Source organism: Pseudomonas reinekei (assembly GCF_001945365.1).
Lineage (GTDB): Bacteria > Pseudomonadota > Gammaproteobacteria > Pseudomonadales > Pseudomonadaceae > Aquipseudomonas > Aquipseudomonas reinekei.
The window spans coordinates 83,627-105,975 of record NZ_MSTQ01000007.1; the positions used below are offsets into that span (position 1 = coordinate 83,627).

At 58.6% G+C, this 22,349-nt stretch carries 22 protein-coding genes; 13 read left to right on the forward strand and 9 right to left on the reverse strand.

Features of this window, described 5'->3' with window-relative positions; translation table 11 throughout:
• Positions 1-7: 7 nt before the first annotated feature.
• Positions 8-1,033 carry a LysM peptidoglycan-binding domain-containing protein gene (locus BVK86_RS13655; protein ID WP_075946930.1) on the reverse strand — a complete coding sequence of 342 codons (1,026 nt, stop codon included), beginning with the start codon at positions 1,031-1,033 and terminating at the stop codon, positions 8-10.
• 171 nt (positions 1,034-1,204) lie between these two features.
• Between BVK86_RS13655 and def the strand changes: the two genes are divergently transcribed.
• The 5 genes from def (at position 1,205) to BVK86_RS13680 (ending at position 5,880) form a co-directional block, all read left to right on the forward strand.
• Positions 1,205-1,711: a peptide deformylase gene (def, locus tag BVK86_RS13660; RefSeq protein WP_075946931.1), complete on the forward strand. Its 507-nt coding sequence runs from the start codon at positions 1,205-1,207 to the stop codon at positions 1,709-1,711.
• Between the two features lie 69 nt (positions 1,712-1,780).
• The gene (gene fmt, locus BVK86_RS13665; protein ID WP_075946932.1) at positions 1,781-2,740 is read left to right on the forward strand and encodes a methionyl-tRNA formyltransferase; all 960 of its coding nucleotides are present in this window, start codon (positions 1,781-1,783) and stop codon (positions 2,738-2,740) included.
• Positions 2,737-4,047, forward strand: a complete 1,311-nt coding sequence (gene rsmB, locus BVK86_RS13670; RefSeq protein ID WP_075946933.1) for a 16S rRNA (cytosine(967)-C(5))-methyltransferase RsmB — start codon at positions 2,737-2,739, stop codon at positions 4,045-4,047. Before fmt ends, rsmB begins: the two co-directional genes overlap by 4 nt.
• A gap of 21 nt (positions 4,048-4,068) precedes the next feature.
• The gene (gene trkA / locus BVK86_RS13675) at positions 4,069-5,445 is read left to right on the forward strand and encodes a Trk system potassium transporter TrkA (RefSeq protein WP_075946934.1); all 1,377 of its coding nucleotides are present in this window, start codon (positions 4,069-4,071) and stop codon (positions 5,443-5,445) included.
• A gap of 138 nt (positions 5,446-5,583) precedes the next feature.
• Positions 5,584-5,880, forward strand: coding sequence for a tetratricopeptide repeat protein (locus tag BVK86_RS13680; protein ID WP_167371507.1), 297 nt, complete (start codon positions 5,584-5,586; stop codon positions 5,878-5,880).
• On the opposite strand, the gene BVK86_RS13685 is transcribed toward BVK86_RS13680, so the two are convergent.
• From BVK86_RS13685 to tag, 3 genes are all read right to left on the reverse strand, one after another.
• Entirely contained in the window at positions 5,871-6,110 is a 240-nt protein-coding gene (locus BVK86_RS13685; RefSeq protein WP_075946936.1) for a PilZ domain-containing protein, read from the reverse strand. The two genes, BVK86_RS13680 and BVK86_RS13685, sit on opposite strands and share 10 nt — an antisense overlap.
• Positions 6,111-6,182: 72 nt before the next feature.
• On the reverse strand, positions 6,183-7,070 hold the full coding sequence (locus BVK86_RS13690) for a lysophospholipid acyltransferase (RefSeq protein ID WP_075946937.1): 888 nt from the start codon (positions 7,068-7,070) through the stop codon (positions 6,183-6,185).
• A gap of 40 nt (positions 7,071-7,110) precedes the next feature.
• The gene (gene tag, locus BVK86_RS13695) at positions 7,111-7,668 is read right to left on the reverse strand and encodes a DNA-3-methyladenine glycosylase I (protein ID WP_075946938.1); all 558 of its coding nucleotides are present in this window, start codon (positions 7,666-7,668) and stop codon (positions 7,111-7,113) included.
• An 81-nt stretch (positions 7,669-7,749) separates the two neighbouring features.
• Here tag and glyQ point away from each other — a divergent pair, with 81 nt between their 5' ends.
• The 4 genes from glyQ (at position 7,750) to BVK86_RS13715 (ending at position 12,162) form a co-directional block, all read left to right on the forward strand.
• Positions 7,750-8,703 carry a glycine--tRNA ligase subunit alpha gene (gene glyQ, locus BVK86_RS13700; protein ID WP_003187265.1) on the forward strand — a complete coding sequence of 318 codons (954 nt, stop codon included), beginning with the start codon at positions 7,750-7,752 and terminating at the stop codon, positions 8,701-8,703.
• The gene (gene glyS / locus BVK86_RS13705; protein WP_075946939.1) at positions 8,700-10,754 is read left to right on the forward strand and encodes a glycine--tRNA ligase subunit beta; all 2,055 of its coding nucleotides are present in this window, start codon (positions 8,700-8,702) and stop codon (positions 10,752-10,754) included. The genes glyQ and glyS overlap by 4 nt, the downstream gene beginning before the upstream one ends.
• Before the next feature lie 4 nt (positions 10,755-10,758).
• Complete coding sequence (gene gmhB, locus BVK86_RS13710; RefSeq protein WP_167371508.1) at positions 10,759-11,298, forward strand: D-glycero-beta-D-manno-heptose 1,7-bisphosphate 7-phosphatase; 540 nt, start codon at positions 10,759-10,761, stop codon at positions 11,296-11,298.
• 84 nt (positions 11,299-11,382) lie between these two features.
• Positions 11,383-12,162 carry a lysophospholipid acyltransferase family protein gene (locus BVK86_RS13715; protein ID WP_075946940.1) on the forward strand — a complete coding sequence of 260 codons (780 nt, stop codon included), beginning with the start codon at positions 11,383-11,385 and terminating at the stop codon, positions 12,160-12,162.
• Positions 12,163-12,344: 182 nt separating this feature from the next.
• Here the strand turns inward: BVK86_RS13715 and BVK86_RS13720 are convergent, their stop codons facing one another.
• Positions 12,345-13,877, reverse strand: coding sequence for a sensor histidine kinase (locus BVK86_RS13720; protein WP_075946941.1), 1,533 nt, complete (start codon positions 13,875-13,877; stop codon positions 12,345-12,347).
• 129 nt (positions 13,878-14,006) lie between these two features.
• On the opposite strand from BVK86_RS13720, the gene BVK86_RS13725 reads away from it, so the two are divergent.
• The gene (locus BVK86_RS13725) at positions 14,007-14,723 is read left to right on the forward strand and encodes a response regulator transcription factor (RefSeq protein ID WP_075946942.1); all 717 of its coding nucleotides are present in this window, start codon (positions 14,007-14,009) and stop codon (positions 14,721-14,723) included.
• Between the two features lie 61 nt (positions 14,724-14,784).
• On the opposite strand, the gene gyrB is transcribed toward BVK86_RS13725, so the two are convergent.
• The 4 genes from gyrB to dnaA are packed head-to-tail and all read right to left on the reverse strand — an operon-like array spanning position 14,785 to position 20,992.
• Positions 14,785-17,202, reverse strand: coding sequence for a DNA topoisomerase (ATP-hydrolyzing) subunit B (gyrB, locus tag BVK86_RS13730; protein WP_056854376.1), 2,418 nt, complete (start codon positions 17,200-17,202; stop codon positions 14,785-14,787).
• Between the two features lie 5 nt (positions 17,203-17,207).
• Complete coding sequence (gene recF, locus BVK86_RS13735; RefSeq protein ID WP_075946943.1) at positions 17,208-18,311, reverse strand: DNA replication/repair protein RecF; 1,104 nt, start codon at positions 18,309-18,311, stop codon at positions 17,208-17,210.
• A 20-nt stretch (positions 18,312-18,331) separates the two neighbouring features.
• On the reverse strand, positions 18,332-19,435 hold the full coding sequence (gene dnaN / locus BVK86_RS13740) for a DNA polymerase III subunit beta (protein WP_075946944.1): 1,104 nt from the start codon (positions 19,433-19,435) through the stop codon (positions 18,332-18,334).
• A 39-nt stretch (positions 19,436-19,474) separates the two neighbouring features.
• On the reverse strand, positions 19,475-20,992 hold the full coding sequence (gene dnaA / locus BVK86_RS13745; RefSeq protein ID WP_075946945.1) for a chromosomal replication initiator protein DnaA: 1,518 nt from the start codon (positions 20,990-20,992) through the stop codon (positions 19,475-19,477).
• A 566-nt stretch (positions 20,993-21,558) separates the two neighbouring features.
• Here dnaA and rpmH point away from each other — a divergent pair.
• From rpmH to yidD, 3 genes are read left to right on the forward strand one after another with little or no spacing between them, the layout of a single operon-like run.
• The gene (gene rpmH / locus BVK86_RS13750) at positions 21,559-21,693 is read left to right on the forward strand and encodes a 50S ribosomal protein L34 (RefSeq protein WP_003213577.1); all 135 of its coding nucleotides are present in this window, start codon (positions 21,559-21,561) and stop codon (positions 21,691-21,693) included.
• A 16-nt stretch (positions 21,694-21,709) separates the two neighbouring features.
• Entirely contained in the window at positions 21,710-22,111 is a 402-nt protein-coding gene (gene rnpA / locus BVK86_RS13755; protein WP_197677877.1) for a ribonuclease P protein component, read from the forward strand.
• Positions 22,104-22,349, forward strand: a complete 246-nt coding sequence (gene yidD, locus BVK86_RS13760) for a membrane protein insertion efficiency factor YidD (RefSeq protein ID WP_010207715.1) — start codon at positions 22,104-22,106, stop codon at positions 22,347-22,349. The genes rnpA and yidD overlap by 8 nt, the downstream gene beginning before the upstream one ends.

The following is a 22,349-nucleotide window of genomic DNA, read 5'->3' on the forward strand; positions in this document are numbered from 1 at the left end:
AGCACGCTTACGGATTTCGCACCTTGTCCATCACCGCCAGCGAGCGCGATGCGTTCAGCACTAACCCGTAGCTGAGCTTGTCGTAGGTGCGGAAAACCATCAGCAGGCCGGCCCGCTCATCGGGAATTTTCAGCGGTTGACCGGTAATACGATCACGCACGGTTTCCCCGGTCTTCATCACCACCAGCACGTTGCCTTCGGCCAAACCATCGCGCTGACCTTTGTTCAGCGTGACCACATCCAGCGCACCGATCTGCGTGACGCCGCGCGGCACATCAATGATCAAACCATCGATTTCACTGCTTGGAGCGCTGGGCATGAACGTCGAGTTGATCGAGCGCTCCTCGCCGCTGAACAAGCGGTCGCCGAGGCGTACTTCCTGGGTTGTGCGTTGCAGCGCCAGCGTGGCGACATCGCCTTCGGTGGCGACGATTTCGCCGCCACCGATGTCATCAGCATTGATCCCCAGGAATTCCTGGGTTTGAGGATCGGTGTAGACCTTGCCCTGGCGGAAGATGCCATACACCGGTTGCGCCGGATCGAAGTGGCCGCGGGCAAAGATGCGGTCCCCGGTGCCACTGAGCACGCGCTCGGCATCACCGGCGACGATGTACGGCGCCTTGTCGAAATCCTCGGCTTTGTCGACGATGCGGTTGCTCAGCAGAAAGCTGTTGATCGATTTCAGCGGGATGCTCGGAATCGCGTCGGCCACCGGGCTGGTGCGCACCCGCGGCGACAGCTTGATGGTGCCCCGCGACGTTCCCCGGCTGAGGGTCAGGCGTGGCTGGCCATTGACGTAGACCAGCGTCAGCGAATCGCCGGGATAGATGAGATTGGGGTTTTCGATCTGCGGATTGGCTTGCCACAACTGCGGCCACTGCCACGGCTCACGGAGGTATTTACCCGAGATGTCCCAGAGTGTGTCCCCCGATACCACCGTGTATTGCTGTGGAAAACCTTCCCGAAGTTGCACTTGCCCGTGCGCCAAACCGGCCGAGGCCAGAAGGAGCAAGGCGAGTAGTGATTTCCTCATGCGCTGAATCCCTTTATTATGTGCGTTCGCGTGAAACGCCAGAGCCGTCAGTGGCTCGCTCCCGGCTTGCTAATCAAAAGAAGGGAGCTACGTTTTACAACGGTAGCCTGCATCTTCGGACCCGCCAGGCCATCGACCCGACTTTACTTCACACGTGCAGTAATCAAGCTTATGGCCATTTTAGACATCCTCGAATTTCCCGACTCGCGCCTGCGCACTATCGCCAAACCTGTGGCCGTAGTTGACGACGAAGTGCGTCAGTTGGTCGACGACATGTTTGAAACAATGTATGAAGCGCCAGGCATCGGCCTCGCCGCGACCCAGGTCAACGTGCACAAACGTATCGTCGTGATGGACCTTTCCGAAGACCGCACCGAGCCGCGAGTGTTCATCAACCCCGAGCTCGAACCTCTGACCGACGACATGGGCCAGTATCAGGAAGGCTGCCTGTCAGTGCCGGGCTTCTACGAAAACGTCGATCGCCCGCAACGGGTCAGAGTCAAGGCGCTGGACCGCGACGGCAAGCCTTACGAACTGATCGCCGAAGATCTGCTCGCGGTGTGCATCCAGCATGAATGCGACCACCTCAACGGCAAATTGTTCGTCGATTACCTGTCCACGCTCAAACGCGACCGCATCAAGAAGAAACTGGAAAAGCTCCATCGCCAGAACGCCTGATGCCCCTCTTCAAAGGCTTGCTGCGGCAAGCCTTTTTCTTTTCAAGCTGCTGTGTAATCGAGAGCTTTCATGACTGAGCCACTGCGCATCGTCTTTGCCGGCACCCCGGAATTCGCCGCCGAACACCTCAAGGCCCTGCTGAACAGCCCCTACGAGACCGTTGCGGTCTACACCCAACCTGACCGTCCGGCCGGCCGTGGGCAAAAATTGATGCCCAGCCCGGTCAAGCAGTTGGCACTGGAAAACAACATCCCGGTGCTGCAACCGCCCACCCTGCGCAACGAAGACGCGCAAGCTGAACTGGCCGCGTTGAAACCAGACTTGTTGGTGGTGGTCGCCTACGGCCTGATCCTGCCGCAAGTGGTGCTGGATATTCCGCGCCTGGGCTGCATCAACAGCCACGCTTCGCTGCTGCCGCGCTGGCGCGGTGCGGCGCCGATCCAGCGTGCCGTGGAAGCAGGCGATGCCGAAAGCGGCGTGACCGTGATGCGCATGGAAGCCGGCCTGGATACCGGGCCGATGCTGCTCAAGGTCTCCACGCCGATCAGCGCCGATGACACCGGTGGCAGCCTCCACGATCGACTGGCCGAAATGGGTCCGCCGGCCGTGGTCCAGGCGATTGCCGGCCTCGCCGCCGGCACGCTGGAGGGTGAAGTGCAGGACGACAGCCTCGCCACCTATGCACACAAATTGAACAAAGACGAAGCACGCATCGACTGGGCGCGCCCGGCGGTTGAACTGGAACGTCTGGTCCGCGCGTTCAACCCTTGGCCGATCACCCACAGCACCTTGAACGGCGAAGCCCTGAAAGTGCTGGCGGCGCACCTGACCGAAGGCAAAGGCGCCCCGGGGGAAATCCTCGGCGCCAGCAAGGACGGTCTGGTCGTCGCCTGCGGTGAACAGGCCCTGTGCCTGACGCGCCTGCAACTGCCCGGTGGCAAGGCTTTGAACTTCAGTGACCTGTTCAACAGCCGTCGCGAGAAGTTCGCCGTCGGCACGGTACTCGGTCAAGCGGCGGACGCTCAATGAACCCGCGTCTGGCCGCCGCCAAGGCACTCGCCGCCGTCCTGAGCGGCAAAGCTTCGCTCAACAGCTCGCTGCCCACGCAGTTGGACAAGGTCGAGGACCGGGATCGCGGCTTCACCCAGGACCTGGCCTTCGGCACCGCTCGCTGGCAGCCGCGTTTGTCGGCGCTGGCGGCCAAGTTGCTGCAGAAACCGTTCAAGGCTGCCGACGCCGATGTCGAAGCATTGCTGCTGGTGGGTCTCTATCAGCTGCTCTACACCCGCGTTCCGGCCCATGCCGCCATCGGCGAAACCGTCGGTTGCGCCGACAAGCTGAAAAAGCCCTGGGCCAAGGCTTTGCTCAACGCTGTGCTGCGTAATGCCCAGCGTGACAGCGAAACGATTTTCGCCGAGCTGGAACGTGATCCGGTGGTGCGCACCGCTCATCCGCGCTGGCTGCAAAAATCCCTCAAGGCTTTCTGGCCTGAGCAATGGGAAGCCATTTGCGCGGCGAACAATGCGCATCCGCCCATGATTCTGCGGGTCAACCGCCGTCATCACAGTCGCGACGCCTACCTGGGCTTGCTGACCGACGCCGGTATCGCCGCAACAGCCTGTGTCTACAGCCGCGACGGTATCGTGCTCGAGGCCCCAGCCGATGTGCGCAGCCTGCCGGGGTTCGCCAATGGCTGGATCAGCGTGCAGGACGAAGCCGCGCAATTGGCGGCCGATCTGCTGGATCTGGCACCGGGCCAACGAGTGCTCGACGCCTGCTGCGCACCGGGCGGCAAAACCTGCCACATTCTTGAAGCCGAGCCAAAACTGGCCGGCGTCGTGGCGGTGGATCTGGAGGCCAAGCGATTGCTGCGCGTGCGTGAAAACCTCGAACGCCTGAAACTCAGCGCCGAGCTGATCGCCGCCGACGGTCGCGACACCCAGGCGTGGTGGGACGGCAAACCGTTCCAGCGCATTTTGCTCGATGCGCCCTGTTCGGCCACCGGGGTGATTCGTCGTCACCCGGACATCAAGCTGACCCGCCAACCTGACGACATTGCCGCGTTGGCGATGTTGCAAGGCGAACTGCTCGACGCCATGTGGACGACCCTGGAAGTGGGCGGCATCTTGCTCTACGCCACCTGCTCGACGCTGCCGACCGAAAACACCGAAGTCATCGAAGCGTTCCTCGCCCGCACACCGGGCGCCCGTGAGCTGGACCTGGCCACGGCGGCCGGCATCAAGCAACCCCACGGTCGCCAATTGCTGGCCCAAGAGGGCGGTCACGACGGCTTCTACTACGCAAAGTTGATCAAGATCGCCGCTGCACGCGGCTAAACGGTTTAAGGGAGTGACTGGATGAAAATCATCATCCTCGGCGCAGGGCAGGTCGGCGGTTCGCTGGCGGAACACCTGGCCAGCGAAGCGAACGACATCACCGTGGTCGACACTGACGGTGAGCGTCTGCGCGACCTCGGCGACCGACTGGACATCCGCACCGTCCAGGGCCGCGGTTCGTTCCCGACCGTGTTGCGTCAGGCCGGGGCGGATGATGCGGACATGCTGGTCGCGGTGACCAACAGCGACGAAACCAACATGGTCGCCTGTCAGGTCGCCCACACCCTGTTCCACACGCCGACCAAAATCGCTCGGGTGCGCGAAGCCGCGTACCTGACCCGCGAAGAGCAACTGTTCCAGAATGAAGCGATTCCAGTGGATGTGCTGATCAGCCCGGAGCAAGTGGTCACCAACTACATCAAGCGCCTGATCCAGCACCCCGGTGCCCTGCAGGTGATCGACTTCGCCGAAGGCAAGGCGCAACTGGTGGCGGTGCGGGCTTACTACGGCGGGCCGTTGGTGGGCCAGCAATTGCGCCAGCTGCGTGAGCACATGCCGAACGTCGAAACCCGCGTGGCCGCGATTTTTCGTCGTGACCGGCCGATCCTGCCCCAGGGCGATACGGTGATCGAGGCCGATGACGAGGTGTTTTTCATCGCCGCCAAAGCGAATATCCGCGCGGTGATGAGCGAAATGCGCCGACTCGACGAGACCTACAAGCGCATCGTCATCGCGGGCGGCGGCCAGATTGGCGAGCGTCTGGCCGAGGCCATCGAAAGCCGTTATCAGGTGAAAATCATTGAGATGAATCCGGCGCGCTGCCGCCATCTCTCCGACACGCTGGACAGCACGGTGGTGTTGCAGGGCAGTGCTTCCGACCGTGACCTGCTGATGGAAGAGAACATCGCCGACGCCGACCTGTTCCTGGCCCTGACCAACGACGACGAAGCCAACATCATGTCGTCGCTGCTGGCCAAGCGTCTGGGGGCGAAGAAGGTGATGACCATCATCAACAACCCGGCCTATGTCGACCTGATCCAGGGCGGCGATATCGACATCGCCATCAGCCCGCAACTGGCGACCATCGGCACCTTGCTGGCCCATGTCCGACGCGGCGACATCGTCAGCGTGCACTCACTGCGCCGGGGCGCGGCGGAAGCCATCGAGGCCATTGCCCATGGCGATGCCAAATCGAGCAAGGTGATCGGTAAAGCCATCGAGAACATCGGTTTGCCACCGGGCACCACCATCGGTGCGATCATCCGCGACGAAGAAGTGATCATCGCCCACGACGACACCGTGATCGAAACCGGCGACCATGTGATCCTGTTCCTTGTGGATAAAAAGCATATTCGCGATGTGGAGAAGCTGTTCCATGTAGGACTGAGCTTTTTCTGAATGCTTTAGACCGCCATCGCTGGCGAGCCAGCTCCTACAGAGAAGCGCGCAAAACCTGTAGGAGCCGGCTTGCTGGCGATGCGATTTCGAAAACGACACTGACCTGGAAACGTTCCTGTGATCGAATCCCTGGAAAAAATGCTCGCCAAGGGTGTGGATAACTCATTGCTGCGCTTCGGGCTGGGCAAGGGTTATCTGGATTTGGGGGAAAATGCCAAGGCTGTGGAGCATTTCCAGCGTTGTGTGGAAATCGACCCGAAATATTCGGCAGCCTGGAAACTATTGGGCAAGGCGCACCTGGCGCTGGTGGACCATGCGGCCGCACGCCTGGCTTGGGAGAGGGGCCTGGAAGCCGCTCGCGCCCACGGCGACAAGCAGGCGGAAAAAGAAATGACGGTATTCCTGAAAAAGCTGGACCGCGCCGATCAGAGATAGCGCAAACCGATGCCTTCGGCATCCACCAACACCACTTCCATGCGCACGCGCGGCGCACCTGTGGGTAAGTCCTGCACTTGTCCGTACACCACCGCGCCCTTTGGCAACGCCGACAAGCCTGGATGCATGACGTAGACGCCTGTGGTCGACAGGTTACGCGTCTGGCCCAGGCATTCGCCAAAGCTGTGGTGGCTGATCTTGATGCGAAACGATTTGCGGTGTTCGGACATCTTCTGCGCCCTTTCTTGAACGGTTGTGGATAACCCCGATCCCCAGGTTATCCACAGATCATGCCAATCAACTCAGTACCAGCGTTCTTCGCCCGGCGGACGCTTCTTGAAGCGCTTCATGCTCCACATGTACTGGCTCGGATACGCACGCACATAACGCTCGACCACCTGGCTCATCGCGGCGCAGGAAGTCTCGGTATCGGTGCTGTACATCGCTTCCGGCGCCGCTTCGAGGATCACTTTATAGCCCGAACCGTCCGGCAACCGCAGCGCATGCAAGAACACGCCAACCGCTTTGCCACCCGCGAGCATGTTCGGCACAAACTTGCTGGTCAGCGCCTGAGTGGCGAAGAACGGCACGAAGATCCCGGCGGATTCGGCCGGTTCCGGGTCAGCGGGAATGCCCACTGCACCACCTTTGCGCACTTCCTTGATCACACTGAGGATGCCTTCCTTGGTGGAAGCGGCGACCTTGTTGCCCAATTGCACGCGCTGCTTTTGCAGCAACTCATCCACCGCCTTCAATTTTGGCGGACGGTAGAAAATAATCGGTTTGCACTGGCTGCAATAGAAGTGATTGAGCACTTCCCAGTTGCCCAGGTGGCTGGTGATGCCGACCACGCCTTTGCCCGAGGCCAGTGCGTCCTTCAACACATCAAGGCCTTCGACTTCACGCACCAGATCAATGGAGCGCTGGGCCGGCCAGATCCAGGCGCAGGCGCTTTCGGTCAGCGACTTGCCAATGTCTTTGAGGCTCTGGCCGACCAGGCGCTCACGCTCCGCCGGTTCCATGTCCGGAAAGCATTTGGACAGGTTGATCCGCACCACGTCGCGGGAACGATTGGGGAATTTCCACATCATCCAGCCAATCGCCGAGCCTACGGCCTGCACCGCTCGCCACGGGAGCAAGGCAAACAGCCGCAGAGCACCTACCAGCAAGGCGCCTTTAAACTTATCCACAGGTCACTCCTGATCTTGTGCTGTGCGTGAACCGGCCATTCTAACCGCCGTTCGCCAGCTGCGCGTAGCGATCGCAATCCTGGGTGTGGTCCATGACCATGCCCGAGGCTTGCATCAGGGCATAGCAAATGGTCGGCCCGACGAACGTGAAACCGGCTTTTTTCAGGCCTTTGCTCATCTCCACTGCCTGACGCGTGATGGCCGGCACTTCGCTGCGATCCTTGAAATGATTGACCACAGGATGGCCCCCGACGAAGGACCAGAGAAACGCCACCGGATCTTCGAGGGCAAGCCAAGCCTGGGCATTGCGCCGGGCCGCGTTGAGTTTGAGGCGGTTGCGGATGATCCCGGGATCCAGCATCAACTCATCGATTTCGGCATCACTCATCTGCGCCACGCGCTGCACGTCAAAACCGAACATGACGTGCCGATAATGCTCGCGTTTGCGCAGCACAGTGATCCAGGAAAGGCCGGCCTGGAACCCTTCGAGCAAAAGCAACTCGAACAAACCCTGCGCATCGCGTAGCGGCGTGCCCCACTCCTGATCGTGATAAGCCATGTACAGCGGATCTTCAGAACACCAAAAGCAGCGTGGCATAAGGCTCCAGGGGGCGTGCGCAGCAATGAATCGGGTATACTCCCGCTCTTTAAATCGCAGCCCAAGAAACAGGTGAATTTCGTGAGCCAGCCTACGCCAGCCGTGCGTACCTTCCAAGACTTGATCCTCGCCCTCCAGCAATACTGGGCCGAGCAAGGTTGTGTGGTACTTCAGCCCTACGATATGGAAGTAGGCGCCGGCACTTTCCACACCGCAACATTCCTGCGCGCCATTGGCCCGGAAACCTGGAACGCCGCCTACGTGCAGCCAAGCCGTCGTCCGACTGACGGCCGCTACGGCGAAAACCCGAACCGTCTGCAGCACTACTACCAGTTCCAGGTAGTCCTGAAGCCGAACCCGGACAACTTCCAGGAACTGTACCTGGGCTCCCTCAAGCACGTCGGCCTGGACCCGCTGGTCCACGACATCCGCTTCGTTGAAGACAACTGGGAATCGCCGACCCTCGGCGCCTGGGGTCTGGGCTGGGAAGTCTGGCTCAATGGCATGGAAGTGACGCAATTCACTTACTTCCAGCAAGCGGGCGGCATCGAGTGCTACCCGGTGACCGGCGAGATCACCTACGGTCTTGAGCGTCTGGCCATGTACCTGCAAGGCGTGGACTCGGTCTACGACCTGGTCTGGGCTGACGGTCCGTTCGGCAAAGTGACCTACGGCGACGTGTTCCACCAGAACGAAGTGGAGCAATCCACCTACAACTTCGAACACGCCAACGTCGACAAGCTGTTCGAACTGTTCGATTTCTACGAAAGCGAAGCCAAGCGCCTGATCGAGCTCGATCAGCCACTGCCGTTGCCGAGCTACGAAATGGTGTTGAAGGCATCCCACACCTTCAACCTGCTGGATGCACGCCGGGCCATTTCCGTGACCGCGCGCCAGCAATACATCCTGCGTGTACGCACCCTGGCGCGTTCCGTTGCGCAAGCCTACCTGCTGGCTCGCGCCAAGCTGGGCTTCCCGATGGCGACCCCGGACCTGCGTGATGAAGTACTGGCCAAGCTGGAGGCTGCACAATGAGTGCTCTGGATTTTCTGGTTGAACTGGGCACTGAAGAACTGCCACCCAAGGCCCTGAACACCCTGGCCGAGGCGTTCCTCGCCGGTATCGACAAGGGCCTGCAAGCTGCCGGCCTGAACTACGAGACCAAAACCGTTTATGCCGCCCCGCGCCGCCTGGCCGTGCTGATTACCGCACTGGCCACTCAGCAGCCGGACCGTAGCATCAACCTCGATGGCCCGCCACGTCAGGCCGCGTTCGATGCCGAAGGCAACCCGACTCAAGCGGCACTGGGCTTTGCCAAGAAGTGCGGCGTCGACCTGAGCGAAATCGATCAGAGCGGCCCGAAACTGCGCTACAGCCAAAGCATCGCTGGCAAGCCGACCGCCAGCCTGTTGCCGACCATCGTCGAAGACTCGCTGAACGACCTGCCGATCCCGAAACGCATGCGTTGGGGCGCGCGCAAGGAAGAATTCGTGCGTCCGACCCAATGGCTGGTGATGCTGCTCGGTGACCAGGTCATCGACTGCACGATCCTCGCCCAGAAGTCCGGCCGCGATTCCCGTGGTCACCGCTTCCATCACCCGCAAAACGTGCGCATCGGTTCGCCGTCCAGCTACCTGGCCGACCTGCGTGCCGCTTATGTATTGGCCGATGCCAACGAGCGTCGCGAGATCATCAGCAAGCGCACCGAAGAACTGGCGACCCGCCAGGAAGGCACCGCGATCGTGCCGCCTGACCTGCTCGATGAAGTGACCGCGCTGGTCGAATGGCCGGTGCCGCTGGTGTGCTCGTTCGAGGAGCGCTTCCTCGACGTACCGCAAGAAGCGCTGATCACCACCATGCAGGACAACCAGAAATACTTCTGCCTGCTGGATGCCGACGGCAAGTTGCTGCCACGTTTCATTACCGTGGCCAACATCGAAAGCAAGGACCCGCAGCAGATCATTGCCGGTAACGAGAAAGTGGTTCGCCCACGCCTGACCGACGCCGAGTTCTTCTTCAAGCAAGACAAGAAGCAGAAACTCGAAGACTTCAACCTGCGCCTGCAGAACGTGGTGTTCCAGGAAAAACTCGGCAGCGTCTACGACAAGGCCGAACGTGTTTCCAAACTGGCCGCGTACATCGCGGCACGCATCGGCGGCAACGCTTCGTGGGCTGCCCGTGCAGGCCTGCTGTCCAAGTGCGACCTGGCGACCGAAATGGTCGGCGAGTTCCCGGAGATGCAAGGCGTCGCCGGTTACTACTACGCCCTCAACGATGGCGAGCCGCAAGACGTTGCACTGGCGCTGAACGAGCAGTACATGCCGCGCGGTGCCGGGGCTGAATTGCCGTCCACCCTGACCGGTGCGGCCGTGGCCATCGCCGACAAGCTCGACACGCTGGTGGGTATTTTCGGTATCGGCATGCTGCCAACCGGCAGCAAAGACCCCTACGCACTGCGCCGTGCTGCGCTGGGTGTGCTGCGTATCCTGATCGAGAAAAAACTCGATCTGGACCTGAACGACGCCGTGGCTTTCGCCGTGACTGCGTTCGGCGCCAAGGTCAAGGCTGCCGGCCTGAACGATTCGGTGCTGGAGTTCATCTTCGATCGTCTGCGTGCGCGTTACGAAGACGAAGGCGTCGATGTCGCGACCTACCTGTCGGTACGTGCCCTGAAGCCGGGTTCGGCGCTGGACTTCGATCAGCGTGTGCAAGCCGTACAGGCCTTCCGCCAATTGCCGGAAGCCGCCGCTCTGGCTGCCGTGAACAAGCGTGTATCGAACCTGCTGAGCAAGGTCGAAGGTTCCGTTCCTACCGTGGTAGAAGCCAAGTACTTCGACAACGCCAACGAGTTCTCCCTGTACTCGGCGATCCAGCAGGCAGACCAGGCCGTTCAGCCGATGGCTGCCGCTCGTCAGTACAGCGAATCGCTGGCACGCCTGGCGGCGTTGCGCGAGCCGGTGGATGCGTTCTTCGAGGCGGTGATGGTCAACGCTGAAGATGCCAACGTTCGTGCCAACCGTTATGCGTTGCTGGCGCGCTTGCGTGGCCTGTTCCTCGGCGTCGCCGACATTTCGCTGCTGGGCTGAGGGGCTGCTGTTGAAACTGCTGATTCTCGATCGGGACGGAGTGATCAATTACGACTCCGACGCTTACATCAAGTCGGTGGCGGAGTGGATTCCACTTCCCGGTTCGATCGAAGCCATCGCGCAGTTGAGCAAGGCCGGCTGGACGGTAGCGGTCGCTACCAACCAGTCGGGCATCGCTCGAGGGTATTACGACATCGCCACCCTGGATGCCATGCACGGGCGCCTGCGCTCGCTGGTGGCAGAGCAGGGCGGTGAAGTCGGCCTGATCGTCTACTGCCCGCACGGGCCGGACGAAGGCTGCGATTGCCGCAAGCCGAAACCCGGGATGCTGAAAAGCATCGCCGCACATTACAACGTATCGCTGACCAATCTTTGGTTCGTCGGCGACAGTCTCGGTGACCTGGAAGCCGCCAAAGCCGTCGATTCACAGCCAGTTTTGGTAAAGACCGGGAAAGGCGAAAAGACTTTGGGTAAAACCCTTCCGGTCGGCACATTGATTTTTGACGATCTGGCGGCGATTGCCGCAGAACTTATCCACAATTAGAGTGCTTCTGAAATTTCCTGATAAAGGATTGATCAGGAGTGCGCTTTATACAGGCGGGTGTTGCCCGCAACGGTAAACGTCACCATGTCGATATTGCAGGCCATCACGACCTTTCTCTTTTACCTGCTGCTGGGCACCAGCTCCTTGCTGTGGTGCAGCCTGAGTTTTTTTATCGCGCCCTTTTTGCCGTTCAAGGCGCGTTATCGCTTCATCAATGTCTATTGGTGCCGTTGCGCTTTGTGGTTGAGCAAGGTGTTCCTGGGTATTCGCTACGAAGTGAAGGGCGAGCACAACGTGCCGGATCGTCCCTGCGTGATCCAGTCGAACCATCAAAGCACCTGGGAGACGTTTTTTCTTTCCGCCTATTTTTCACCGCTGAGCCAGGTGCTCAAGCGTGAACTGCTTTATGTGCCGTTTTTCGGTTGGGCGATGGCCATGCTTCGGCCAATCGCCATCGACCGTGATAACCCCAAAGCCGCTCTCAAGCATGTCGCCAAGAAGGGCGACGAGCTACTCAAGGACAATGTCTGGGTATTGATCTTCCCTGAAGGCACGCGCGTTCCATACGGCACGATCGGAAAATTCTCCCGCGGCGGTACCGCTTTGGCGGTCAACGCCGACCTGCCGGTGCTGCCGATTGCGCACAATGCCGGCAAGTTCTGGCCTAAAACCGGTTGGGCGAAGCGTCCCGGCGTGATTACCGTAATCATCGGCGAGCCTATGTATGCCGAGGGCAGCGGGCCGCGAGCCATTGCTGATTTGAACGATCGGGTTCAAGCCTGGAACGAGCAAATGCAGCGCGAAATGGGCTCGCTGCCGCCGGCTCCGAAAGCGCCGGTTTCCACGGACTCGGTGGCTGTCTGAGATTCTGTGGATAAGCTGTGTACCGTTTCGCTGAAAAGCGTCGCTAAATATCAATAACTTTATGATTTTATTAGAATTTTTATAAAATTATAAAAATCATGAAACCGTGCATAAGTTTTTACGGGCGCAAAAAAACCGGTTGATATAGCCGGTTTTTTTATGCCCGCGAAAACACTCTGGATTCACTCTAAAAGCAACGGAAAATCGAGCCGGAAACAGGTGCCTTCGCCGACCACGCTGGAGCATTCAATTCGCCCCCCATGGCGATCCACCACCGCCTTCACCATCGACAACCCCAGGCCCACGCCGTCGATTCCCTGGGCAGAAGAGAAGCGTCGATACTGGCTAAATAGCTCGGGCAACTCTTCGGCGGCAATGCCTTTTCCCTGATCGATGAGCTCACAGGTCAACCAGTCGCTGCTGTGCCTGACGCGCAAACTGACACGAGTGCCCGCAGCGCTGTATTTGATCGCGTTCTCCAACAGATTGAACAGCGCCCGGGTCAACAAAGCCTGGTCTGCCATCACCAGGCTCTCCTGAGCCTCATCCTCCACTTCGTGCACCAGTTGGATCTGCTTGTGTTGCGCAAGGGGCAGTGCCTGATCGAACACATCCAGCACCAGCATCGCAAACAGGCTGGGTTGAAAGTGATAGGCATCAGACTCGGCCTTTGCCAGTTGCACGAAGCCGTCCGTCAGGTCCAGAGCCCTACGCACCTGAAGCTCGATTTGATTGAAGAGCTGCGTGTCACCGCCCACTTGATGGCGATGCACATCGAGCAGCGCAAGAATGGCCGAGTGCGGTGCCCGCAAATCATGGGAGAGAAAGCGCAACATGACTGCACGCTGCTCTTGCGCGTCGCGTTCAATACTCAGGTCCGTCAGGCTCCAAAGCCAGCCGGCCGGCATTTCGCCATCTGCCGGTAACAACTCAGCGCGTTCCAGGCGCAAGCTGCGTTCTCTTACGTCACGGAACTCCAGCAACGGCAGTGTGGATAAATGCGAGCCCGGAGCGGGGCTGACACCCGGGTAACCCAGCCTAACCAACTGTTCAAGCACGCCATCTCCCACCAGGCTGCCGCCGAACAGATCCCGTGCTTTACGGTTACTGAGCAAAATCTGCCCATGGGGGTCACTGATCAAGGTGGCTACGGGCAGATACTCAAGCCCGTCGGCGATGAAACGATGGGTATCTCGCGTCCGGCTCATGGCTTGCTCTAGCGCCATGACCTGCTTCTGCAAACGATCCCCGCTCGGGAAGTGAGCACGCCGGCGCTCCGGAAACACTTTCGGTTCGCTGTCCAGACGCGCCAGCTCCCAGCCAAAATAGGTCAGCACGACACTAAGCCGCCGCCAGTTCCAGATCAAATACGCTAACAGCATGCTCAGCAACGCAGGTGTCGGAGACCACCATTTTCTCAACTCTGCGAGGCCGGCGCTGGTCAGCAAGGCACACAGCATGCCACTCAACGTCAGCCAGAGCGCCAGCCGCGGACGCCACAACAGCAGCCCGAGAACACAAGCCACCAGGGCCACCGACAGCAGCGCGCTCAAGCCTGGCGATGCGTCGTTCAGATTCATTTGAAGTCGATAGGACAGCAGTGCAGTCAGCGGCAGGAGCACTAGACTGATCCACAACCACTCGCGCACCAATTGGCGAAATAATCGCTCAACCTGGCTCGGCTCACGGCTTTCCCCACGGCGTGGACTATTCATGGGAATAACGGCAGGGCAGGGTGAATGGTTTCATAGATCTCCGATCTGAAGATGTAGACCCAAGAATCATAGCGGACGCCGTCCAAGGGTGGCCGCTTCCTTAACGACCCAGTGAAGGAACCATCGCGTATGCGTGTTGCGATATTGGACGATGAGCCCGCTGAACTACGCCGCGTCGAACAAACCCTGCAGCAGATGGCGGACGCTGGCGAGCAACCCTGGTCACTGCACAGTTTCGAACGCGGGGAAGACCTGCTGCGACAACTGCGCCGGGAAACGTTCGACCTGCTGATCCTCGATTGGCAACTGCCTGATCTCACCGGCCTGGAGGTGCTGCGTTGGAGCCGTGAACACATGGACGCACCACCGGCCGCGATCATGCTCACCAGCCGAGACGGCGAAAACGATATCGTCCAGGCCCTGAATGCCGGCGCCGACGACTACGTCAGCAAACCGTTTCGCCCCAACGAACTGAAAGCGCGGGTGGGCGCAGTGCTGCGCCGGCACAGCCAACAACGTGCGACCTCTGATACCTTGAGCTTCAACGACCTGGTATTCGACGATGCCGAACTGACCGTCACTCGCGACGGCAAACCGATCGTCATGACCGAGCGCGAGTACCGCCTGGCACACTGCCTGTTCAGCAACCTCGGCCGACCGTTGTCGCGGGACTATCTGTACGAAAGATTCTGGCCCCACGAAGAAATATCGTCATCGCGCCCACTGGACACCCACATCTACCGCCTGCGCAACAAACTTGGCCTGACGGCTGATCGTGGTTGGCAACTGCTGACGATTTATGGGTACGGGTATCGGTTGGAGAGCGTGACGCTAGCGAGCGAGTAAATGGCAGGTAATAAAAAAGGCCAACGCAGATGCGTTGGCCTTTTGTTGGCGCCGACCGGGATCAGAAGTCCAGGTTGGAAACTGCCAGAGCGTTGCTTTCGATGAAGTCACGACGAGGTTCGACCGCGTCACCCATCAGGGTGTTGAAGATCTGGTCCGCGCCAATGGCGTCTTCGATGGTCACTTTCAGCATGCGGCGCGAGCCAGGGTCCATGGTGGTTTCCCACAGCTGATCCGGGTTCATTTCACCCAGACCTTTGTATCGCTGGATGGTGTGACGCTTGGTACTTTCAGCCATCAACCACTCAAGGGCTTCCTTGAACTCGGTGACCTGCTTCTTGCGCTCGCCACGCTGGATGTACGCGCCGTCGTCCAACAGAGTGCTCAGTTGAGCGCCGAGGGATACGACGGTTTTGTAGTCGTTGCTGCCGAAGAAGTCGCGGTTGAAGGTGACGTAGTTCGACAGGCCGTGGGAGATCAGCTCGACCTCTGGCAACCAGACGTTACGTTCACGGTCTTCACGCAGGCTGGCCTTGTAGACCAGGCCCGACTTCTCGACGGTACGCAAACGCACTTCGTACTGAGCCAGCCAATCCTGCATCGCTGCGTGATCAGACAATTGCTCCAGGCTCACGGCCGGCAGGTAGATGAAGTGCTCGGTCAGTTCCTGTGGGTACAGGCGCGACAGACGCTTTAGGGTCTTCATCACCAGACGGAAATCATTCACCAGACGCTCAAGGGCTTCACCGGAGATACCCGGGGCCTCTTCGTTCAGGTGCAGGCTCGCATCTTCCAGGGCCGACTGCGTCATGTACTCTTCCATGGCGTCGTCGTCTTTGATGTATTGCTCTTGCTTGCCTTTCTTGACTTTGTACAGTGGCGGCTGAGCGATGTAGATGTAGCCACGCTCGATCAGCTCCGGCAGCTGACGGAAGAAGAAGGTCAGCAGCAGGGTACGGATGTGCGAACCGTCGACGTCAGCATCGGTCATGATGATGATGTTGTGATAACGCAGCTTGTCGATGTTGTACTCTTCGCGACCGATGCCGCAGCCGAGCGCAGTGATCAAGGTGCCGACTTCCTGAGAAGAGATCATCTTGTCGAAGCGTGCTTTCTCGACGTTCAGGATTTTACCCTTGAGGGGCAGAATGGCCTGGGTCTTCCGGTTACGTCCCTGCTTGGCGGAGCCGCCAGCAGAGTCACCTTCCACGAGGTACAGTTCGGACAGGGCAGGGTCTTTTTCCTGGCAGTCCGCCAGTTTGCCCGGCAGGCCTGCGATATCCAACGCGCCTTTACGACGGGTCATTTCACGGGCCTTGCGCGCCGCTTCACGGGCACGGGCGGCGTCGATCATCTTGCCGACAACCAGCTTGGCTTCGTTCGGGTTTTCCAGCAGGAAGTCGGAGAAGTACTTGCCCATTTCCTGTTCGACCGCGGTCTTCACTTCGGAAGAAACCAGCTTGTCTTTGGTCTGGGAGCTGAACTTCGGATCCGGTACCTTTACCGAAATGATCGCGGTCAGGCCTTCACGGGCATCGTCACCGGTGGTGGCGACTTTGTGCTTCTTCGCCAGGCCTTCAGCTTCGATATAGGTGTTCAGGTTACGCGTCAGTGCGGAACGGAACCCCACCAAGTGAGTACCGCCATCGCGCTGCGGAATGTTGTTGGTGAAGCACAACAGGTTCTCGTTGAAGCTGTCGTTCCATTGCAAGGCGATTTCCACGCCGATGCCGTCTTCACGCTGGATATTGAAGTGGAACACCTGGTTGACCGGAGTCTTGTTGGTGTTCAGGTATTCAACGAATGCACGCAGGCCGCCTTCATACTTGAACAGCTCTTCCTTGCCGCTGCGCTCATCCTTGAGGACGATGCCGACACCGGAGTTGAGGAAGGACAGTTCACGGATTCGCTTGGCCAGGATGTCCCAACTGAAGTGGATGTTCTTGAAGGTTTCGCTGGAAGCCTTGAAGTGAATCTGGGTGCCGGTGGTTTCGCTGTCGCCAACGATTTTCATCGGCTCTTGCGGAACGCCGTGAACGTAAGTCTGTTCCCAGATCTTGCCGCTACGACGGACAGTCAGAACCAGCTGTTCGGACAAGGCGTTTACTACCGAAACACCTACACCGTGCAGACCGCCGGAAACTTTGTAGGAGTTATCGTCGAACTTACCGCCGGCGTGCAGCACGGTCATGATGACCTCGGCTGCAGAAACGCCTTCTTCTTTGTGCACGTCTACCGGAATGCCACGGCCGTTGTCGCGAACGGTGATGGATTCATCCGGGTGGATAATGATGCTGATATCGTCACAGTGGCCGGCGAGCGCTTCGTCGATCGAGTTGTCGACCACCTCGAACACCATGTGGTGCAGGCCGCTACCATCGTCGGTGTCGCCAATGTACATACCGGGACGTTTGCGTACGGCATCCAGGCCTTTCAGCACTTTAATGCTCGTTGAGTCGTACGTATTTTCTTCGCTCAATGCCTTCACTCCCGATGGTCGTGGGTCTGGGTGATACGGCCCTGTTCCACGTGGAACAGAGCGACTGGCGTTTCCGTCTGCCAGCCTTCCCTCAATAATTCGTGATCTACACAGGTGATGAACACCTGGCAGCGTAAGTCTTCCAGCAAGCGGCAAAGCGCGCGGCGGTGCTGCTCGTCCAGTTCGGACGGCAAGTCATCCACCAGATAAATACACTGACCGCGTCGTGCCTGGCTCACCAAGTGCCCTTGAGCAATTCGCAAAGCACAGACCACCAACTTCTGCTGTCCACGAGACAAGATGTCTGCGGCATTATGAGCGCCCAGTCTGAGACGCAAATCAGCGCGTTGTGGTCCGGCCTGGGTATGACCCATTTGCTGGTCCCGTTGCAAGGACCCGGCGAGCACAGCGCCCAACTCTCGGTCTTTGTCCCAGCCTCTGTAATAGCTGAGCGTTAAGCCCTCAAGCTCAACCAATTCGCTCAAGGTCTGTTCAAAGACTGGTTTTAAGGCTTTGATGTAGGCGCGGCGGTATTCATCGATTTCAGCGCTGGCCTGACACAGTTCCCTGTCCCAAACCGCCTGCGAAACGGCGTCAAGTGTACCATGCCGCAGCCAGGAGTTTCTCTGACGCAGAGCCTTCTGCAAGCGCTGCCATGTCGCCATGAATCGGGGTTCCACGTGGAACACACCCCAATCGAGAAACTGGCGGCGAATCTTCGGTGCCCCTTCAAGCAGACGAAAGCTGTCCGGGTTGATCAACTGCAGCGGCAGTATCTCGGCCAACTGCGCAGCGCTACGGGCGTTCTGTCCATCGATACGGATCTGGAACTCTCCCTGACGATCCCGGGAGATGCCTAAAGCGCTCTGCCCTCCCTCGGCCAGTTCGACCTGTCCGAATACTGTGCACGCCAGTTGCTCATACTGAATGACCGGTAACAGCCGGGTGCTGCGAAACGAACGGGCAAGCCCCAGCAGGTGAATGGCTTCCAGAACACTGGTTTTGCCGCTGCCGTTGGCGCCGTAAAGAATATTGATTCGGGGGGAGGGGGAGAAGGTCACCGGGTGCAGATTGCGCACCGCGGTGACCGAGACGCGACTTAAGGACATCTAGCTTCTGCTGAGCATGATTAGAGACGCATCGGCATGACGACGTAAGCCGAATCGTCGTTGTCGGACTCTTGCACCAGCGCACTGCTGTTCGAGTCGGACAGAATCAGACGAACCTGCTCGGTGGTCATCACGCCCAATACGTCGAGCAGATAGCTGACGTTGAAGCCGATTTCCAGGGAGCCGCCGTTGTACTCAACGCCTACTTCTTCTTCCGCTTCTTCCTGCTCCGGGTTATTCGCCTGGATTTTCAGCTGACCGTTGGCCAACTGCAGACGGATACCGCGGTACTTCTCGTTGGACAAAATCGCAGTACGGCTGAATGCTTCGCGCAGAGCCTGACGATCACCGAGTACCAGCTTGTCGCCGCCTTTTGGCAGAACACGCTCGTAATCAGGGAATTTACCGTCGACCAGTTTTGAGGTGAAGGTGAACTCGCCGGTGGTGGCGCGAATGTGGTGCTGGCCCAGTACGATGCTGACGATGCCGTCCGGTTCGGTTAGCAAACGTGCAAGCTCAAGGATACCTTTGCGCGGCACGATGACCTGGTGGCGATCCGGTTGCCCGATATCGGCCTGCATCGAGCACATCGCCAGACGGTGGCCGTCGGTGGCCACGGCGCGAATGATGCCGGCCGACACTTCCAGCAGCATGCCATTGAGGTAGTAACGCACGTCCTGTTGAGCCATGGCGAAACTGGTGCGCTCGATCAGGCGACGCAGCTTGCTTTGCTCCAGGCTGCAGGTCAGCGAGCCCGGGCCTTCTTCGACAGTCGGGAAATCGTTGGCTGGCAATGTCGACAGCGTGAAACGGCTACGGCCGGCCTTCACCACGAGCTTCTGCTCGTCAACCTTGATGTCGATCAACGCATCGTTTGGCAGGCTTTTACAGATGTCCATCAGCTTGCGCGCAGGCACAGTGATGGAGCCGGTTTCAGCAGGCTCTTCGAGTTGAACACGACCGACCAGTTCGACTTCCAGGTCAGTACCGGTCAACGACAGTTGCTGGCCTTCGACAACCAACAGCACGTTGGAGAGCACCGGCAAGGTCTGTCGGCGTTCGACGACGCCTGCGACCAGTTGCAGGGGTTTCAACAGGGCTTCGCGTTGAATGGTGAAATGCATGGTCTAGTCCCTTGCCTTAATAAGCTGCGCTGGTGTTCATCAAGTAGTCAGTGTACGCAGCAGGTTCTTGTAGTCCTCGCGGATGTCCGCGTCGGATTCCTTAAGTTCATTGATCTTGCGGCAGGCGTGCAAAACCGTCGTGTGGTCGCGTCCGCCGAACACATCGCCGATTTCCGGCAGGCTGTGGTTAGTCAATTCCTTGGACAACGCCATGGCAACCTGACGTGGACGGGCGACCGAACGAGAACGGCGTTTGGACAGCAAATCGGAAATCTTGATCTTGTAATACTCGGCGACGGTGCGCTGAATGTTATCCACAGAGACCAGTTTGTCCTGGAGCGCCAACAGATCCTTCAGGGATTCGCGAATCAACTCGATGGTGATATCGCGCCCCATGAAGTGCGAGTGAGCAATCACGCGTTTCAGCGCACCTTCCAGCTCACGGACGTTGGAGCGAATGCGCTGGGCAATAAAGAACGCTGCATCGTGAGGCAGTTCGACTTTGGCCTGGTCGGCTTTCTTCATCAAGATCGCCACACGGGTTTCCAGCTCCGGCGGCTCGACGGCAACCGTCAGGCCCCAGCCGAAGCGAGATTTCAGGCGCTCTTCAAGGCCTTCGATTTCTTTCGGATAGCGGTCACTGGTGAGAATGACCTGCTGGCCACCTTCAAGCAGGGCGTTGAAGGTGTGGAAAAATTCTTCCTGGGAACGCTCTTTGCGGGCGAAGAACTGAATGTCATCGATCAGCAAAGCATCCACCGAACGGTAGAACCGCTTGAACTCGTTGATCGCATTTAGCTGCAGAGCCTTGACCATGTCCGCCACGAAGCGCTCGGAATGCAGGTACACAACCTTGGCATTCGGATTCTTCTTTAATAGATGGTTACCCACTGCGTGCATCAAGTGGGTTTTACCCAGACCTACGCCGCCATACAGGAACAACGGGTTGTAACCGTGCTTGGGGTTATCCGCCACTTGCCAGGCTGCAGCCCGGGCCAATTGGTTGGACTTACCTTCAACGAAGTTTTCGAAGGTGAAAGTACGGTTCAGGTAACTGGTGTGCTTGAGCGCACCTTCAACCTGCACGGTGCGTTGTTCGGAGCGAACCGGTGCCTGTTGCGAACTGGCGCCGGCCATTGGGTCGAAGCTGTCACGGGACGGCTCTTCCTCAGTGACTTCGGCGACTTTTTGCGTTGCACGCTTGGCCGGCGCTGGAGCCGGGGGCGGTGTGCTGACAGGTGCTGACGCGGCCTGAGCCTGGGACGCAGCTGCGGCAAGCGGAGCATTCGGTGCTGCACGCGGCGCTGAACTGCGTTTGCTGCCTATTAATAAGGAAAGCGCGGGCGTCATGCCATTGCCGTGCTCGTCCAGCAGCTCCATCACGCGACCGAGATATTTCTCGTTGACCCAGTCCAGGACAAAACGATTGGGCGCATAGACACGCAACTCGTCGCCTTCGGCTTCGACCTGTAGTGGACGGATCCAAGTGTTGAATTGTTGGGCAGGCAGCTCATCGCGCAGAAGCTCCACGCACTGCTGCCAAAGTTCCACTGACACGGATATCCCCTAAGTTGAAAGCCGGTGAGGCAAAAACAAGCGGCCATTGTAGCGACCAGACGCCGACTTATCCACACGTAGGTGGTCCATCGAACAAGAAGAATCAGCGATTTATACGCCAAAAAGACGACCAATGGTCTGTGTATAAGCTCTGTGGATAACCGGGTCTAAGCTCATTGCACAACTCGGGGTGAAAGTCTGTGGGTAACCTGCCTGTGGATAAGGCGCACTTTGACACACAGGTTATCCGACAGTGCGGCACAGGCTGAACACGGTTTTCCACTGTAGTTGTCATTCTCTGTACATTACGGATAACAAGGGTTGAACGTAGTTATCCACAGATAATCGCTTGCTAAGCTTTTATAAGCTTTACAGAAAAGCTTTAAATACTCTCCTTCTTTATTTTTATGTTTAGCGGTGAGTTCGTACCGGCCAAAGCTGCCGAGATCTATTTATAAGGAAACGCTGGTTGGAAATTGACCTAGAGGCTTGCTTTCTCTAGAATCCCCGGTCTCTTAAAACGGGGGCCATTCCGGCCCGTTGTGGACGAACCAGGTAACACGACAATGAAACGTACTTTCCAACCAAGCACTATCAAACGCGCTCGTACCCACGGTTTCCGTGCTCGCATGGCTACCAAGAACGGTCGTGCCGTCCTGTCGCGTCGTCGCGCCAAAGGTCGTGCGCGTCTGGCAGTTTGATAATCCGGCACTGGAGGTGAGTCAGGACTTCAGTCGGGAAAAGCGTCTGCTTACTCCCCGGCATTTCAAGGCAGTCTTTGACTCCCCTACCGGCAAGGTTCCGGGGAAAAATCTCCTGCTCCTTGCGCGCAACAACGATCTCGATCACCCCCGTCTCGGGCTGGTTATCGGGAAAAAGAGCGTAAAGCTCTCCGTCGAGCGCAATCGCCTCAAACGTCTGATGCGCGAATCGTTTCGCCTTAACCAGGATTTACTGGTCGGCTGGGACATCGTTATCGTCGCGCGCAAAGGTTTGGGTGACGTAGAAAACCCCGAATTGATTCAGCATTTCGGCAAGCTCTGGAAACGTCTGGCACGTAGCACGCCGGTACCAGCAGTCAAAACCGAAACTGTAGGGGTAGACAGTCCAGATGCGTAAACTGGCACTCGTTCCGATCCAGTTTTATCGCTATGCCATTAGTCCCCTGATGGCCAGTCACTGTCGTTTCTACCCCAGTTGTTCCTGCTACGCGTTAGAAGCCATTGAAAATCATGGCCTTCTTCGCGGTGGCTGGCTGACCTTTCGTCGTTTAGGTCGCTGTCATCCGTGGAATCCCGGTGGTTATGACCCGGTTCCACCTATCCCTACCTCCCGTTCTTCTTCGATGGCCGAGTAA